Consider the following 18339-nt stretch of genomic DNA (forward strand, 5'->3'; position numbering starts at 1 on the left):
ACTTCCTTCACTACCTTTTTAATGAATTCCTGATGATAGCGCTGTTTTACTTTTTTTTCTATTGACTTTTCCATTTCTTATGGGTATTTAAAACTGTACAGTTTTTTCAGGACGGGTCATTGAGAAATCAACACATAAAAAAAGGCTAAGTTGCGGATTACAACTTAGCCTTCTCTATCAGTTATTACAATAAAATAATACTCTTTTTACTTTCTTGCGTCTAGTTCTTCTTGTGGTAAGACTAACTGGAAGCGTTTATCTTGCGCAGGTAGTGATATAGGTGTACGGTGATTACCTGTTCGTGTAATTCCTCTAAGTAATCTCTTAGCATCAAACCACTCTACACCACACTCTCCGTATAGTTCTTTCCTTCTTTCTAATAAGATAGTTTCTAATAATATTGAACCACCTACTGTACTTGCTTTAGCTTGTACATCTCTGTTTAAACGAATAGCATCGACTAGTTCGCGTGCTTTAGTTTCGTTGCCTAAATGGTATGCTGACTCCGCCTCTATCAACACAAGTTCTGGATATCTTATCACAGGTATATCTGTATCAAAAGTGAACTTAAACTTAAAGGTTACGTACTGTTGCCAATCTCCTACAGGTTTCTCATAGAAGTTATTAAACTGATTACGTACATCTGTTTCACTAAATTGCTTCACAAAGCTATCATTAATAAAAGTCCCTTGATAAGATAGTCTTGTGTGATCCATCATCGAATGGGGATATGAACTATAATAGAGTGTCTGATCAGCACTCTGTGGTAATGCCCATAACCACTCAGTCGCATTCATTGAATCAAAACCTTTAGTATAATCTTCTGGTTTTAATACTTTAAGTACATTGCCTCCATAAGCTTCATTTGCATTCTTCACCGCTAAGTCCCACTTGCCCATATACTGATATACCTGAGCTAAGAAAGCTTGTGCAACTGATTTATTGACATACGACTTATTTATTCTCTGCTCTCCTAATAAAGAGGATGCTTCTTCTAGATCAGTTACTATTCTATTAAAAAAATCTGCTTTAGTAGAGAACGGATTAGGAGTGGTAATTGGTTTCGTATAAATAGGAGGAAATGCTATATTTTGATTAGAAGCATATGCATCCCCAAACTCTATTGCCAACTGAAAATAGTAATATCCTCTAAGTGCTAAAGCTTGTCCTATTAAATCTGCTTTATCTTCTTTGCTAATCTTTGTACTTTCTTCTACTCCTTCTATCAGATTATTCACTTGGTAAATCATTTTATACAGAAATCTCCAAGTAAAAACAGAACGAGCACTTGTACTAAAATATCCTTGGTAGTCATAATCGTTACCAAACCCTATTTGTTTTTGTATTAAATCGCTCCCCTTTACACTTCTCGCAAATAGAAGACTGTGCATACCTGATGCATCAGGTTCAATCATAGATGATCGCTGTAATCGCAATATTCCTGATAGAAAAGAGTATGCTCCTTCTTTACTCCCGAATACAATCTCTGGAGATATTTTATCTTTAGGCTTCGGATCATCTAAGAAATTAGAAGAACAACTTGCTACTATACCAACTAGTAGTACTAGGGTAATTACTTTTATAATATTTTTCATCTCTTAAATACGCTTTTAGAAATTAATATTTAACCCTACAGATACTGTTGCTGATAAAGGTGTACGATAATTTGTCATACCATTAATAGCCTGTTCTGGATCAATTCCTTTATGAGACTGGAACGTTAATAAGTTCTCTCCTTGAAGATATACTCTAGCCTGTTTAAGTTTTAGCTTCCCTAACTTTTCGATCGGCAATGTATATCCTAATGTCAATGCTTTTAATCTCAAGTAATCATTCTTATATAAAAACCTTGTTGAAGTCTCTGAAAAATTATTCGATGAATTTAGAATGATCGGAATATCCGTGATATCTCCTGGTTTTTGCCAACGATTAACTAAATCAGGTGAACTCTGATGTCCTCTAGATATCCCACCCATTAAACTTGCATAGTCACTATCATAAATATATCCTCCAATACTAAAATTAAAGAATGCACTAAAATCAAAGTTTTTATACGATAAACTTGTATTAAATCCTCCTACTAGCTTTGGCAAAGCCGATTTACTGTAATAACGTGTTGCCTTATCATATTCTTTCGTTGTCTCTCTTCCTATAACAGCTCCATTAGCATCAACAACGTCCATATACCACATTCCATATCCATCATTAGGATCTACTCCTGCCCAATCTTTTAAATAAAAATCATAAAGTGAATGTCCTTTTTCCCATCTGTTAAGATCACTGATAAAGCTATCTTGTGTCAGTGATTTAATATTATTTTTATCTATTGAGAAGTTTAGTGAGGTATCCCATTTCCAATCTCCTGTTCTAATATTATGTGACGTTAAGCTAACCTCTAGCCCGTAATTCTCTATTGTTCCTGCATTAGATAATATCTCTAAATTACCCGTAGATGGAGCTTGCGGTACAGCAAACAATAAATCAATAGATTGTTTTTTATAATAGTCAACTGACCCTTCAATTCTATTATTAAACAAACTAAAATCTAAACCAACGTTAAATGACGATGTCTTCTCCCACGTTAGATACGGATCACTTAACATTCCCAAAATAACTCCGGTATTATCTAACTGATTATATCCTGTTATAAATGTGCGTAAGTAAGGGAAGAAATTATTAAGTGTCTTATTATTTCCTAACTCCCCATAAGAAACTCTTAGTTTTAATAAGTCAATATATTGGCTATCTGTTAAGAAGTTTTCAGAAGATACTATCCACGATCCTCCTATAGAATAAAAGTTCCCTTTTCTAACTGATTTATCAAAGCGTGTACTTGCATCTCTCCTAAATGATCCTTCTACAAAATACTTATTGTGATAATCATAGCTTAATCTCCCTAAATAACTTGTCAATCTATCATCTAATGGAAATCCTCCAACCCCCTCTAGAGTAGTTCCTCCTCCTATTGATTCACTTCCTGGCAAGAACCCTGTAGTCGCTGCATAGAAAAGGTCTTTTTTATAACTATAGGCTTCGAAAATTCCATCTGCTTTAATGTGGTGTTCTCCGAAAACTTTATCATAATGTAAGCTATTCGTAAAGTTTAAAGTTTCTGAAGTATCCTTGTTTTTACTAACACGTCCTTTCACATTAGATGCTTGCCCATATTTAGAGTTGCTATAAGTCTTAGAATCAAAATCAAACTTCTCATAAGAAAGATTAGTTTTAAAGTATAACCCCTCTGCTAAATCTACCTTTGCAAAACCATTCCAACTAACAGTAGCTCTTTTATGCATTGTACTATTATTGTATAATAGACCTACTGCATTCTCTCCACTCATAATAGGTCTTACATTATTAATATCCTTACTTGGAGTATTACCATAATCATATATAGCACTTCCCTCAGCATCATAAGTTACTTGTCCATTTGCATCTCTCTTATACATAGGATAAACACTTGGCATACTATATATCCAATTCATAGGGCTATAAAAAGTTCCCCCACTCTGTACAGGATAGCTTTGATTTGAACCTGTATAGGCAGTATTAACACCTACTTGCAACCAATCAGTTATTTGACTCTCTAAATTTAAACGCACTGAGGTACGCTCAAAATTAGAACTCTTAACCATTCCATCTTGATTTAGATAATTCGCAGACAAGAAGTAAGTAGTTCGATCACCACCTCCACTGATATTAAAATTGTATTCATTGCGGAAAGCTTGATTGCGTTGTATCTCCTTTTTCCAATCTGTTTCCCAAAGTAGTGGGTTATTCACTGCCCATTTACCATTATAATCTATAGGTTGATTGGTGCCATAAGGGTTATACCCCAAAGTCCCAACTAGGCCATCTGAGGCATTCTTACGTGCTGTAACCTCATCTTGACCTAAGACATACAGTCCGTTATTCTTTCTACCTTCCCATAAATATTCAGTATACCCACGAGTATCTAACACTTTATGTGTCTTCACAGCATCAAAAGCAATACCTGAACTCAACTTTATATTCACATTAGGAGCACTATTTCGTTTCCCCATTTTTGTCTTAATCAAGATAACTCCATTAGCTCCTCTTGAACCATATAAGGCTGTAGAAGAAGCATCCTTCAGCACACTAATAGCTTCTATTTGATCTGAACTAATCGAGTTAATATCACCTGTAAATGGCGAGCCATCTAAGATAATTAGTGGATCTGCTGACGCATTAATAGATCCTATACCGCGTATACGGATAGTAGGGCTTTCACCTGGTTGTGAACTAGAAGTAACGATATTTACTCCTGCTACAGTCCCCTGAAGAGCTGATACTACTGAAGTAGCTACTTGTTGTTCTAATGCATCACTCTTAATCTGACTAATTGCCCCGACAACGGCTTTTTGTTTTTGAGCACCATAAGCTACAATGACGATATCTTCTAGATTAACAATATCTTCTACTAAAGTCACATTAACGATATGCTGTTTATCAATCTTAATAGACTGTGGTTTAAAACCCACATATTCAAACTGTAAAACATCACCCTCTTTCACATCTATAGTGAACTTTCCATCTAGATCAGTTTGTACACCTTTAGTAGAGTTTTTAACAGTTACAGAAACGCCTGGTAATGACAAATTGTTTTCTTCATTTACCACTCCTTTCACTGTCACTTGCTGAGCTAAAGCAATATTACACAGCAATAGCAAGCTACTTATAAGTAGCCGAAGTTTAATACTTTTCATTTCACCTAAATTTATTATTTTAATCAGCATATAAACCTGTATCGTCTTATCAACTTAAACAAACGATACAATAATTAGTATGCTTCCCCCTTTAATTTACAGTTTCTTTATGTTTACATAACACACATATCAAAACAAGTGCAATTTATTTAAAATTAACTAAAAAAATCATAAATTAACCTAATGGTTGTAAAATAAAATAATAATATTACACAATTAAGAAATAAACAATAGCTAAAAAAACACAAATAGAGTGTACAAAGGACTTTCACACGAGGTCAATTAACAAATAGCTTATTACCTAAGTACAGTATTACGTGACCTGATTTCTGATATATCAACCTTATGATTGACTTAGAAAGTAACCTAACGAAAAGAGGCCATCATTACTGACAGCCTCTCTTTGCTAACTAAAAAACAACAACTAATACTTATAAATGGTTAAGTACTTTACTTTCTCGCATCTAGTTCTTCTTGTGGTAAGACTAACTGGAAGCGCTTATCTTGTGCAGGTAGTGATATAAGGGTACGGTGATTACCAGTTCGTGTAATTCCTCTAAGTAATCTCTTAGCATCGAACCACTCTACTCCACACTCTCCATATAATTCTTTTCTTCTCTCTAATAAGATAGTTTCTAATAACGCTGAGCCCCCTACTACTGTTACTTTAGCTTGACTATCTCTATTTAGGCGAATAGCATCTACTAATTCTTTTGCCTTAGCTTCATTACCTAAGTGATATGCTGACTCCGCCTCTATTAATACAAGTTCAGGATATCTAATCACAGGTAAGTCTGCCTCAAATGTGAACTTAAACTTAGAAGTCACATACTGTTGCCAATCGCCATTTGGTTTCTCATAGAAGTTGCTAAACAGATTACGCACATCTGTTTTACTAAAGTGCTTCACGAAGTCATCATTAATAAACGTCCCGTGATATGCCACTGCGACGTGATCCATCATCGCGTGTGGATGTGAGCGATAATAAACTGTCTGATCTGCACTCTGAGGTAATGCCCATAACCACTCAGTCGCCCCCATCGAGTCAAATCCCTTAGTATAATCTTCAGCATTTAGTACTTTAAGTATATTTCCTCCATAGGCTTCATTTGCATTCTTTCTAGCCAAGTCCCATTTACCCATATACTGATATACCTGAGCTAAAAAAGCTTGTGCTACTGATTTATTTATATAAGACTTATTCGCTCGCTTATCTCCTAATAGAGAAGAAGCCTCTTCTAAGTCCGTTACTATTCTATTGAAGAATTCTTCTTTAGTAGAGAACTTATTTGGTGTAGAAGTAGGTTTTGTGTAAATAGGAGGAAATGGAATATTCTGATTAGAAGCATACGCATCCCCAAACTCTATCGCCAACTGAAAATAGTAATACCCTCTCAATGCTAATGCCTGACCAAGTAACTCCTCTTTATCTGCCTTCTCAATCTTAGTACTTTCCTCTACTCCTACGATAAAATTATTAACTTGATCTATAATCTTATAGGGTAATCTCCACGAAAACTTAGAGCGTGTACCTGTACTTAGATAAACCAAATAATCATAATCCGCACCAAACCATATTTGTTTTTGAATTAAATCTGCCCCTTTTACACTTCTAGCAAACAAGATGCTATGCAATCCTGATGCTTCATCATTAATCAATGACATCCTCTGTAAACGAAGTATACCTGATAGAAATGAATTAGCCCCCTCCTTACTTCCGAATACAATCTCTGGTGAGATACTGTCTTTTGGTTTTGGATCATCTAAGAAATCAGATGAACAACTTGCAACTGTACCAACTAATAGCACTAATGCAATACTTTTTATAATTGTCTTTATCACTTGAATACGCTTTTAGAAATTAATATTTAACCCTACAGACACTGTCGCAGATAAGGGTACACGATAATTAGTCACACCGTTGATCGCTTGTTCTGGATCAATACCTTTATGAGATTGAAACGTTAATAAGTTCTCTCCCTGAAGATATACTCTAGCTTGTTTCAGTTTAAACTTTCCTAACTTCTCAATAGGAAGAGTATATCCTAGTGTCAATGCTTTTAATCTTAGGTAATCATTCTTATATAAGAATCGCGTAGATGTAGCTGCAAAATTATTAGTTGAGTTAAGAAGAACAGGGATATTCGTTATATCACCTGGTTTTTGCCAACGATTAGCTAAATCAGGAGAACTCTGGTATCCTGTAGACATTCCGTTCATTAATCCTGAGTAATCATTATCATAGATATATCCACCTAAACTAAAATTAAAGAATACACTAAAATCAAAGTTCTTATACGATAGACTTGTATTAAATCCTCCTACTAACTTTGGCAGTGCTGACTTACTGTAATAACGAGTCGCATCATCATACTCTTTCGTAGTTTCTTTACCGATTACATTTTTATTATCATCTAATACGTCCTTATACCACATACCATATCCATCATTAGGATCAACTCCTGCCCATTCTCTCAAGTAAAAATCATATAGTGAATGCCCTTTTTCCCATCTATTCAATCCACTGATAAAACTATCTTGTGTCAGTGATTTGATATTATTTCTGTCAATAGAGAAGTTTAATGAAGTATCCCATTTCCAATCTCCTGTTCTAATATTATGCGATGTCAAACTAACCTCTAGTCCATAATTCTCTATCGTTCCTGCGTTAGATAATATCTCTAAATTACCTGTAGACGGTGCTTGTGGAATAGCAAATAACAAGTCAATAGAACGTTTCTTATAATAATCTACAGATCCTTCTATTCTATTGTTAAACAAGCTAAAGTCTAAACCAACGTTAAACGACGCTGTCTTCTCCCAAGTCAAATATGGATCAGTCAAGCCACCTAGTATTACACCTGGTTTGTCCAATTGATTATATCCTGTTTCAAATAATCTCAAGTAAGGGAAGTATTGATCCTTTATCTTATTATTTCCAAGCTCTCCATAAGAAACTCTTAGTTTTAATAAATCAATATATTGGCTATCTGCTAAGAAGCTTTCTGAAGACACAATCCAAGAACCTCCTACAGAATAAAAGTTTCCTTTACGCACTGATTTATCGAAACGCGTACTGGCATCTCTTCTGAATGATCCCTCTACAAAATACTTGTTCTGATAATCATAACTCAATCTTCCTAAGTAACTCGTCAATCTATCTTCTACACTATATCCTGTAATCTTCTCTAATGAAGTACCACTGCCGATCTCTTCATTACCTGGCAAATACCCTGTAGATGAAGCGCTAAACAAATCCTTCTTAAAACTATATGCTTCAAATATTCCGTCTGCTGCGATATGATGATCTCCAAATACTTTATCATAGTGAAGCGTATTAATGAAGTTTAATGTCTCAGAGGTATCTTTGGTTCTACTCACACGCCCCTTTACACTAGAAGCTTGACCATATACAGAGTTATTATACTCTTTCACATCGAAGTCATACTTCTCATAAGACAAGTTCGTTCTAAAGTAAAGCCCTTCAGCTAAATCTACTTTCGCAAAACCATTCCAACTTGTAGTCGCTCTTCTGTTTACTGTACTGTTATTCTCTAATATACCCGCAGCATTCTCTCCACTCATAATAGGTCGTACACTATTTACATCCTTGCTAGAAGCATTACCATAATCGTAAATAGCACCTCCTTGAGCGTCATAAACTACTTGCCCATTTAAATCTCTTTTATAAACAGGATATACACTCGGCATAGAATATATCCAACTCATTGGGCTATATAAGTTAGTCCCACTCTGTGTTGGATAATTCTGATTAGAACTAGAATATGCTGTATTAGCCCCTAGTTGTAGCCAGTCTGTTACTTGACTTTCTATATTTAAACGAACTGTCGTACGCTCAAAGTTAGAACTCTTAATCATCCCATCTTGGTTTAGATAATTCGCAGATAAGAAATAAGTAGTGCGGTCACCCCCTCCACCTATATTAAAGCTATACTCATTTCGGAAAGCTTGATTGCGTTGCAACTCTTTCTTCCAATCTGTCTCCCAAAGTAGTGGATTATTAACTGCCCACTGCCCGTTATAATCTACAGGTTGATTAGTGCCAAATGGATTATAACCAAAGTAACTCACTAATCCATCAGAGGCATTCTTACGTGCTGTTACCTCATCTTGACCTAAGACATACTGATAATTGTTCTTTCTACCTTCCCATAAATATTCTGTATATCCACGAGTGTCAAGTACCTTATGTGTCTTCACTGCATCAAATGCTACTCCTGAACTCAGCTTTATATTCACATCAGGAACGCTATTGCGCTTACCCATTTTGGTCTTAATCAAGATAACACCATTAGCTCCTCTTGATCCATATAAGGCTGTCGATGATGCATCTTTCAACACATTAATCGCCTCAATCTGATCTGAGCTTATCGCATTAATATCTCCTGAATAAGGTGCTCCGTCTAAGATGATTAATGGATCTGCTGACGCATTAATAGATCCTATACCACGCACTCGGATAGTAGGGCTATCACCTGGCTGTGAACTCGAATTAATAATATTCACACCTGCCACAGTCCCTTGAAGAGCAGATACTACAGACGTAGTCACCTGCTTATCTAGAGCGTCACTCTTAATCTGACTAATCGCACCTACTACAGCTTTCTGCTTTTGGGCACCGTATGCCACGATAACAATATCGTCTAAGCTTACGATATCTTCTGATAAAGTCACATTAACGGTACGCTGTTTACCTACTTTAATAGATTGTGATTTAAAACCAACATATTCGAAGTGAAGAATATCACCTTCCTTTACCTCGATCGTGTACTTCCCTTCTAGGTCAGTCTGCACACCTTTTGTTGAGTTTTTAATGATAACTGATACACCTGGTAGTGATAGATTATTCTCTTCACTTACAGTACCTGTCACAGTTGTTTGTTGAGCTAAGGCTATATTACACAGCAATAGCAAGCTACTTATAAGTAGCCGAAGTTTAATTCTTTTCATTATTACTAAAAATTTTATTATTTTTAGCAGCACACACAAGTGAATATCGTTTTTTTGCTGCTTACACCCGGAATCAGTGTTAGCCAAATACTACAAAGGGATTCTACTTCATAGTTCTTTCATTAGTTCTAAAACCATACTATAGTATGCTTAATCACTAATTCAGAACTATCTTGTATAATTACTTTTCGTTTATATGCCTATCACTGATTCTGGGTTAAAAAACGATATAAAAAAAGGAGGCTCTACCAAAGCCTCCTTTTTCCATTTTTAAAAACAAAAAATTAATAAAGCTTTCCCTCACCTATAGACATACACATCTTCTCCATACACATAGAGAAAGATTCAGCAAGAACACATACGTCGCTTTGATTAGAAAAAAGGTTTACTATTTTTTGTTTAATCTTCATTACTTATTTTTTTATCTGATATAACACTGCAAATATAGATACATAAAAAAATTAACTAGCATACACCTTTAATTAAGGAAAAAATATCTACTATATCTATTAACTATAGAAAAAACGCATACTTTTGCCTATTCAATATTCTCTTAAACAGAAAAATTAACTATGCAACATATAGATGAAATAGATAGAAGACTACTAATCGAACTTCAATTAGACGGTAAACAGTCAACAAAACAGCTAGCAGAGAAGGTAAACCTCTCTCTAACTCCCGTACACGAAAGGATCAAGAAGTTAGAATCTACAGGAGTAATACAGGGATATTCTGCTCAACTTAATCCAGATTTACTTGGGAAAAAGCTTATCGTCTACTGCCAAGTAATCTTAATTAGACACCAAGAGAGCTTATTTGAACAATTCGAAGAATATGTAAAAAGCTTAGATGAAGTACTAGAAGCATCATATATCGCTGGGGATTTTGACTTCTTATTAAAGCTATTAGTAAACGATGTACAAGACTATCAACAATTCGTCGTACACAAGATATCTAAACTAGAAATCATCTCTAATATCAAGAGTTCTTTCGTTATTCAAACTATTAAGAAAACTTGTAACGTACCGCTATAAACTAAAATACCCCTATCGAAGTATATAACTTCAATAGGGGTATTTTATATTTATTCACAAAAGAATATACTACTAAAAAAGACCGTTTATCTCTGCGTCAATTTTATTAATCACACTTCCTAAATCTTCTGGGTTATCAACAAAATCAAGATTATCAACATCAACAATAAGTAATTTACCCTTATCATATCCTTTAATCCAATCTTCATAACGTTCGTTCAACTTATTAAGATACTCTATAGAGATAGAGTTTTCATAATCTCTTCCTCTCTTTTGGATTTGACCTACTAAGTTAGGCACAGAGCTTCTTAAGTAGATTAATAAATCTGGAGCTCCTACTAACTCTTGCATTAATTCAAATAACGAAGAATAGTTCTGAAAGTCACGGTTAGACATTAAGCCCATTGCGTGTAAGTTTGGCGCGAAGATATGAGCATCTTCATAGATCGTACGATCCTGGATAATCGTCTTCCCACTCTGTCTAATCTGTAAAACCTGACGAAAACGGCTATTTAAGAAGTACACCTGTAAGTTAAATGACCATCTGTCCATCTGATGATAGAAATCATCCAAATATGGATTATCTACTACATCTTCATAATGAGGTTCCCAACCATAGTGTTTGGCCAATAAATTCGTAAGTGTAGTTTTACCTGCACCTATATTTCCAGCAATAGCTATATGCATTACGGTAGTTTTATAAAGTAATTATTTAATTTCTGTCCGTCAAAAATACTCAATTTTTGATTGCCAAAAAAGAAGCCTGAAATGCTTTTTTCTTTCGTATCTATAACAGAAGTCTTATTCGCTTTTAAATCAACTAAGTATAACTTATTTTCAAAAGAATAAAGTAATCTATCTAAATCTAATACTTGTATTAAATCATACGTAAACGCCATTTTATACTTTAAAACTTCTTTACCTGATAAATCATTTATATGCAATACATTCTCACTATCTATTAAAAAGAACAAATGAGGTAATGAAATATATTGCTTAGGAGTCACCCCCTCAGGAAAGTTAAACACACGATGTAATTCATACGTAATACTGTTGTATAAATGAACAGACCTAGTTCTCTCGTTCACTAACCAGTAATTTCGTTTAGTACTCACACCTGCATAACTAGCCTCCATAGAAGGAAACTTCACTCCAAGCTCTATGACACTTCGCTTAGCTAATTCTTTATTAACGATAACAATAGACTTCTTCTCCTTATAGAATAACATTAGTTCTAATGGATTAGTAATATCAATCGAAGTTAAAGAATCTAACTCCTTACTCTTATACTGCACTCCACTATATTTCGTATTCTTTTTAAACAGATCACCTTCTTTTATATAAGTACTATCAAAGATATCCTTCCCTAAGAATTGTTGGTCTTTACCCATACTCTCGTGATTCTGAAACTTCAATCTCAAAGTATCCATAACTACAACAGGTTCTTCCTTCGTTACAGATTCTTTGTTTTGAGGCTTCGCTTTAGGAGTCACTTGAGCATACCCCATAGCTCCTATCACAACAACGATTAAACAAGAAAATATCTTTTTCATAACTTACTTTTTTAGCTTTTGATGTACGTCAAGAAAGTAAACGGATACTGATGTTTGCCATCTTTATCGTGAAACTCTTCCTTAACTACTTTCCATTGATTCTCATCGATAACAGGGAAGAATGTATCAGCCTCTAGCTCTGTGTGAACACGAGTCAACTCTATTTTATCAGCGAAAGGCATAGCAAGATTATAAATCTCACCTCCACCAATAATAAAGCTCTCATCCTGCTCAGTCACTAGGTCTAATGCCTTCTCTAGACTATTAACAACGATACACGATGCAGGAACATCATAATCTTCCTGACGTGTGATAATAATATGTGTGCGATTAGGTAATGGCTTAGGAAATGACTCGAAAGTCTTACGTCCCATAATAATGAAGTGATGTGATGTCAGATCTTTAAAATGTTTAAAGTCATCTGGCAAATGCCATAGCAAATCATTGTCCTTACCTAATGCGTTATTTTCTGCTGCTGCAGCTATTAGTGTCAGCATATCTCTATTTTTCTAATTCAGTTCCTGGAGTTGACACCACAGGAGGGGTTGTTTGTTCTAAATCTCTTTTAGTATCTACTAAAGGGAAGTCTTTCTCTACTTTAGTTCTCAATTCTTTAATGCGTTTCTCTTGCATTTCAACTAATCGTTTTACCTGTTTCTCTTCCCATCGTTTACCCATAAATCGATTAACGATTAAAACATTTACAGCATGCAAGAACAAGAATAATGCCCACGCTCCTACTGCATATGGCCACCACTGCATATAACCCGGAGCAGTATTATCCTGTACTAAACCATTAAAACAAAATAATAAGATACTCCCAAGAACAAAAACAACTAAGTGAAAGAATAACATCTTTCTTTGTTTTATCCTATTGCGAGCATAGTCATACATTTCATAAGAATCATCTCTTCTCATATATCGTATCTATTAGTTAAGGCTATTCATTATACTGACACTTGACCTTTTATCGCTGGATGCGGATCATAGTTCTCTAGTACAAAATCCTCGTATTTAAAACTAAAAATATCTTTTACCTCTTTATTCAACACCATTTTAGGCAATGCCTTTGGTTCTCTACTTAACTGTAAGTTAACCTGCTCTATATGGTTATTATAAATATGTACATCTCCGAAAGTATGAATAAAATCTCCTACTTCTAGATCACATACTTGAGCCACCATCATCGTTAATAAAGCATAAGATGCGATATTAAAAGGTACTCCTAAAAATACATCAGCACTGCGCTGATATAGTTGACAAGATAACTTGCCATCTGCTACATAAAACTGAAAGAACGAGTGACATGGAGGCAATGCTGCTTTTCCATTCGCTACATTCTCACTAAATGAGACAGTAGTATCTGGTAGTACACTAGGGTTCCATGCAGACACCATAATACGTCTACTGTTCGGATTAGTCTTTAGTGTATCTATTACTTCTTTTATTTGATCAATACCTTCTCCATTCCAGTTTCTCCATTGGTATCCATATACAGGTCCTAAGTCACCATTCTCATCAGCCCATTCATCCCATATACGTACGCCGTTCTCACTTAAATACTTCGTATTAGTATCTCCATTTAAAAACCACAATAACTCATAGATTATAGATTTAAGATGCACTTTTTTAGTTGTTACTAAAGGAAAACCTTCTGATAAATCGAAACGCATCTGATGCCCAAATATGCTCTTAGTCCCTGTACCTGTGCGATCTCCTTTTTGAGTTCCTCTATCTAATACCTCTTGTACTAAATCTAAATATTGTTTCATTGTTGTGTTGTATATATAGCTGTTATCGTTTATTTAACTCATCTCTTAATAGAGCTGCCTTCTCGTAATCTTCATTTAATAAAGCTTCATTAAGTAATCTCTCTAATTCTGATTTAGAATGATCAGAGAAATCATTAGCCTTAGCTTCTTCTTCTAAAAATTGCTCTACTTTAGACGCAATATCTGCTCCAGAATAGTCTTGCTGATCCACTTGCTCTTCATCGTGCTCTTCTTCTACCTCAGCATTAAGTATAATTCCTGCTTTATCTAAGATATCTTTATATGTATAGATAGGTGCATAAAAACGTATTGCTAACGCAATCGCATCAGATGTACGTGCATCTATAACTTCTTCTACTCCATCTCTCACACAGACTAAACTAGAATAAAATATTCCATCTAATAATCTGTTAATAATAACCTCTTTGACTATAATACTATATCTATCTGCAAGAGATTTAAACAAGTCGTGTGTCAAAGGTCTAGGTGGTTTAATATCATCCTCTATCGCTATCGCTATAGACTGAGCTTCAAATGCTCCTATCACGATTGGCAACTTTCTACCTCCCACTTCCTCTTCTAATATCAAGGCATACGCACCATTCTGTGTATGACTATAAGATATCCCGCTTACCGTTAATTTTATTAAACTCATAATTATTTCTTATACAAAAAAAGCAACTAAAACAAAGATATAAATATTCTTTGTCTTAGTTGCCTTATATATTTAAAAGCTTTTAAAAACGCTTAAGCATTCTTCGCTTTAAACTCTTTTAACTTCTCTACTAACTGAGGAACTACTTGGAAAGCATCCCCTACGATACCATAGTCAGCCACTTTAAAGAATGGTGCCTCAGCATCTGTATTAATAACCACTTTTACTTTAGATGAGTTAATCCCAGCGATATGTTGGATAGCTCCAGAGATACCTACAGCGATGTATAAGTTTGCAGCTACTGGTTTACCCGTTTGTCCAACGTGCTCTTCGTGAGATCTCCATCCTAAATCAGATACAGGTTTAGAACAAGCTAATGCTGCACCTAACACTTCTGCTAAGTCTTCAAGCATTCCCCAGTTCTCTGGTCCTTTTAATCCACGTCCTCCTGATACTACGATATCCGCATCAGCAATAGTTACTTTACCTGAGATTTTCTCTACTCCTTCTACTTTAAGACTAAAATCTGCATCATTTAATGACGGAGCGAAATCTTCTGTTGCACCTGCCCCAGCTACTTCTACTAATCCATAAGAGTTTTTCGCTAAAGCGATAACTTTCACATCAGTAGTTAATTCTGTATGAGAAAATGCTTTAGAAGAGAATGAATTTCTCTTAACTACGAAAGGAGAAGTACTTTCTGGAAGAGCCACTACGTTAGTAGCGAATCCTGCATTTAAGGCTACTGCTACATAAGGAGCTGCATAGCTACTATCTGTAGACGATGATAAAACTATTACTTTAGACCCTTCTTTTTGAGCTGCTTGTTTGATAACATCAGCATATGCTTTAGCGTTAAAAGTAGCTAATTTATCATTCGTAACTTTTAATACTTTATCTACTCCGTATTTTGCTAATTCGCTAACATCTGAAGCATTTACAGTTACTGCAGTCACTGATGTACCTAATGACTCTGCTACTTTCTTAGCATAAGCAGCTAATTCTAAAGCTACTTTTTTTAATTTTCCTTCTGCTGATTCAGCATATATTAAAACTGACATAATTCTTCTTTTTTAAAGGTTTACAAATAAATGAAATTAGATAACTTTTGCCTCGTTGTGTAACAAGTTGATTAACTCATCTATGTTATCAGGAGAAATCATCTTACAAGCTGATTTAGCAGCTGGTTTTTCAAATTTCACATCTTTAGTAGTCACATCTGCTCCTACTGGCTCCACTACAGCTAACGCTTTAGTTCTAGCAGACATAATACCACGCATATTAGGAATACGTAGATCTTTCTCATCTACGATACCTTTTTGTCCTCCGATTACCATTGGAAGTTTTCCAGAGATAGTCTCTTTACCTCCATCTATCTGACGAATAGCTTTTACAGATGTACCATCTACTTCAATTCCCTCACAAGAGTTAATAAAGTCATATCCTAAATATGCAGCTAGCATACCAGGTACCATTCCACCATTATAATCTAAAGATTCTTTACCAGCCAAAACCAAGTCAAAACCTCCGTTCTTAACTACTTCAGCTAATTGTTTAGCCACATACATACCATCAGATGGATTAGCATTCACACGGATTGCCTCATCAGCACCGATAGCTAATGCCTTACGCAATGTAGCCTCAGTATCAGCTCCACCCACGTTCACTACAGTTACTGTAGCTCCTTGTTTCTCTTTAAACCAAATTGCTCTAGTTAAAGAATATTCATCATTAGGATTGATTACGAACTGTACCCCGTTAGTATCAAACTCTGTATCTCCATTAGTGAAGTTGATTTTTGAAGTAGTATCAGGCACGTGACTGATGCAAACTAATATTTTCATTTTTATATCGTTTTTTGTGTTTCACATTTACTTACCGAACGAAAATAAGAATTTATTTTCGATAATTTACTATGCTTGCATATAAAATTATTACAGTTATTTAAAAGCATTCTAATTAATACATTCTCTATTATCCCTAAACTAACTAGATAAAAAGCAGTAATTATATTGACATCCAAAGTTTTTATATTCATTTACCCATCTATTCGTTTACTTTCACCCTGTCTAATACAACACTAATTTCCCCAATAAACAACAAAATAATTAACAGTAATTTGTTCTATTCATCCATTTATCAATATTAGTGAACAAAATAATTACATCAAGACTGCTACAACACAGCCTCAAGACTGCTTTAATAAAATGCCTATCTAGTAGAGCAATCTTGTAGTAATGTTGAGGAAGATAGTACTAGCCCTTAATCCCAATTGACTTAAGAGCAAATACTCTACCACTACATCAAAATAGCAAAACCATAAAACCACAACACCTGTAATTTAAAACTAGATATTCTCAATATTAAAACAAAAAAACATACCCACCTTGTTACTAAAACAGCTTATCAAGAAGCAAAAAAGCTGTTTAAAAGAGAATTAAAGAACAGCTTTACTAGCCTAAATAGGGTGTGAAAGGAGAAAAGTAGGTAAGAAAAAAATTGACAATCTAAGTTAGAAAGAGTAGCTAATATATTAGCAGAAGAATAACACCGTCCACTCAAGGTAGAGACCATTTAGCGTATCACTCAATTATAGATTAAAATAGTACTATATTTATACTTCAAAACTTCTCATTCACCAATAGTTATAAAATGGAAAATGATAAATACAAGCAAGACTCATCAGAAATACTCTTTGATAAACAAATAGACATAGATACAAGAATCCATAAGTTACTTGAGGTAGTGCATAGTTCTGATGATTGGAAATGGTTACAGGATATTTGTTTAAAACTTTCAAGTGATTCTGACCTTGATTTATCTAATTTAGCCATCACTTGTATAGGTCATATCGCTAGAATGTATAAAAAACTTGAATTGGAACTTATTGTTCCTTTCCTACAAGACTTAAAAAACAACAATAGTAATCTAGCTGGAACCGCCGAAAATGCTTTAGATGACATCTATATTTCCATGTATAAAAACCACAAAATTCAATTAAAACTACCTAAAATATAAAAAACAACCTATTTAATTTCAAAACCAAAAATACTTTATGAATAAAAGCTGTTTGATTTTATGGGATAAGCTTTACTTTGAACAAAAGGACAGAACACCTCCTAATGCAGAACTTCTTTATACACAACTTTATTTAGGAGAGCTAGGCAGTTGGAGTATAGCTTTAAGAATTGACACACATACTATTACAGATCCATTCGAGGTAATCGCTGATGAAGTTTACTTCCCTATAGGAGAAGCACCCCATAATGTTTTACAAGATGGATATACTTTTGACTTTATGGAAGGTCGTGTTGTGATTGGGAAGTGCATTATAATAGATAAATAATTGATGGAAACAACTATAATACTAAACTCACTACTAGCTTTAGGCAGATGTCCTAATCAAGATTTAGATGTGGATAATACAGATGTAATGGATATTGTCAGACGATACACTAACCTACTTGACAAGTTAACTGAGTCGATATCCTTAAAATCAGCATATAGTTTATTAGATATTATTCCACTAGATAAATTCTATAATGTACAATGGGAGATTTTCTCCAAAATAAAACCGTCCCCTTAAACAACTTACAGGATATAGAAGATTACTTAAAACTCATAAAC

17 protein-coding genes are annotated in these 18339 nt (G+C 34.5%); 4 read left to right on the forward strand and 13 right to left on the reverse strand.

Features of this window, described 5'->3' with window-relative positions; genetic code table 11:
• Positions 1–206: 206 nt before the first annotated feature.
• The 5 genes from CF599_RS15120 to CF599_RS20040 all read right to left on the reverse strand — a co-directional run bounded on the left by CF599_RS15120 (position 207) and on the right by CF599_RS20040 (position 10108).
• Positions 207–1595, reverse strand: coding sequence for a RagB/SusD family nutrient uptake outer membrane protein (locus CF599_RS15120; protein ID WP_121966836.1), 1389 nt, complete (start codon positions 1593–1595; stop codon positions 207–209).
• A 15-nt stretch (positions 1596–1610) separates the two neighbouring features.
• Positions 1611–4727: a TonB-dependent receptor gene (locus CF599_RS15125; protein WP_121966875.1), complete on the reverse strand. Its 3117-nt coding sequence runs from the start codon at positions 4725–4727 to the stop codon at positions 1611–1613.
• A gap of 450 nt (positions 4728–5177) precedes the next feature.
• Positions 5178–6569, reverse strand: coding sequence for a RagB/SusD family nutrient uptake outer membrane protein (locus CF599_RS15130; RefSeq protein ID WP_121966837.1), 1392 nt, complete (start codon positions 6567–6569; stop codon positions 5178–5180).
• Positions 6570–6581: 12 nt separating this feature from the next.
• Complete coding sequence (locus CF599_RS15135) at positions 6582–9698, reverse strand: TonB-dependent receptor (RefSeq protein ID WP_121966838.1); 3117 nt, start codon at positions 9696–9698, stop codon at positions 6582–6584.
• A gap of 284 nt (positions 9699–9982) precedes the next feature.
• Positions 9983–10108 (reverse strand): hypothetical protein, encoded by a 126-nt coding sequence (locus CF599_RS20040; RefSeq protein WP_256383923.1) that lies wholly within the window; start codon positions 10106–10108, stop codon positions 9983–9985.
• Positions 10109–10270: 162 nt separating this feature from the next.
• Here CF599_RS20040 and CF599_RS15145 point away from each other — a divergent pair, with 162 nt between their 5' ends.
• The gene (locus tag CF599_RS15145; RefSeq protein ID WP_121966839.1) at positions 10271–10732 is read left to right on the forward strand and encodes an Lrp/AsnC family transcriptional regulator; all 462 of its coding nucleotides are present in this window, start codon (positions 10271–10273) and stop codon (positions 10730–10732) included.
• Between the two features lie 72 nt (positions 10733–10804).
• Here CF599_RS15145 and CF599_RS15150 read toward each other — a convergent pair whose 3' ends face one another.
• From CF599_RS15150 to CF599_RS15185, 8 genes are all read right to left on the reverse strand, one after another.
• Entirely contained in the window at positions 10805–11419 is a 615-nt protein-coding gene (locus CF599_RS15150) for a deoxynucleoside kinase (protein ID WP_121966840.1), read from the reverse strand.
• The gene (locus CF599_RS15155; protein ID WP_121966841.1) at positions 11419–12285 is read right to left on the reverse strand and encodes a hypothetical protein; all 867 of its coding nucleotides are present in this window, start codon (positions 12283–12285) and stop codon (positions 11419–11421) included. The genes CF599_RS15150 and CF599_RS15155 overlap by 1 nt, the downstream gene beginning before the upstream one ends.
• Before the next feature lie 11 nt (positions 12286–12296).
• Positions 12297–12782, reverse strand: a complete 486-nt coding sequence (locus CF599_RS15160; RefSeq protein WP_121966842.1) for a dihydrofolate reductase — start codon at positions 12780–12782, stop codon at positions 12297–12299.
• A 4-nt stretch (positions 12783–12786) separates the two neighbouring features.
• A complete protein-coding gene (locus CF599_RS15165) occupies positions 12787–13203 on the reverse strand; it encodes a 2TM domain-containing protein (RefSeq protein ID WP_121966843.1) in 417 nt (138 codons plus the stop codon).
• 29 nt (positions 13204–13232) lie between these two features.
• Positions 13233–14057, reverse strand: a complete 825-nt coding sequence (locus CF599_RS15170) for a thymidylate synthase (RefSeq protein ID WP_121966844.1) — start codon at positions 14055–14057, stop codon at positions 13233–13235.
• Positions 14058–14079: 22 nt separating this feature from the next.
• Complete coding sequence (locus CF599_RS15175) at positions 14080–14712, reverse strand: bifunctional nuclease family protein (protein WP_121966845.1); 633 nt, start codon at positions 14710–14712, stop codon at positions 14080–14082.
• A gap of 92 nt (positions 14713–14804) precedes the next feature.
• Entirely contained in the window at positions 14805–15773 is a 969-nt protein-coding gene (locus tag CF599_RS15180; protein WP_121966846.1) for an electron transfer flavoprotein subunit alpha/FixB family protein, read from the reverse strand.
• Between the two features lie 36 nt (positions 15774–15809).
• A complete protein-coding gene (locus CF599_RS15185) occupies positions 15810–16556 on the reverse strand; it encodes an electron transfer flavoprotein subunit beta/FixA family protein (RefSeq protein ID WP_121966847.1) in 747 nt (248 codons plus the stop codon).
• Positions 16557–17364: 808 nt separating this feature from the next.
• Here CF599_RS15185 and CF599_RS15190 point away from each other — a divergent pair.
• From CF599_RS15190 to CF599_RS15200, 3 genes are read left to right on the forward strand one after another with little or no spacing between them, the layout of a single operon-like run.
• Positions 17365–17730 carry a hypothetical protein gene (locus tag CF599_RS15190; protein WP_121966848.1) on the forward strand — a complete coding sequence of 122 codons (366 nt, stop codon included), beginning with the start codon at positions 17365–17367 and terminating at the stop codon, positions 17728–17730.
• A gap of 37 nt (positions 17731–17767) precedes the next feature.
• Positions 17768–18058: a hypothetical protein gene (locus CF599_RS15195; RefSeq protein ID WP_121966849.1), complete on the forward strand. Its 291-nt coding sequence runs from the start codon at positions 17768–17770 to the stop codon at positions 18056–18058.
• Positions 18059–18061: 3 nt separating this feature from the next.
• Positions 18062–18298: a hypothetical protein gene (locus tag CF599_RS15200; protein ID WP_121966850.1), complete on the forward strand. Its 237-nt coding sequence runs from the start codon at positions 18062–18064 to the stop codon at positions 18296–18298.
• The last annotated feature ends 41 nt before the right edge of the window (positions 18299–18339 follow it).

It is taken from the genome of Myroides sp. N17-2 (genome assembly GCF_002286775.1).
Lineage (GTDB): Bacteria > Bacteroidota > Bacteroidia > Flavobacteriales > Flavobacteriaceae > Flavobacterium.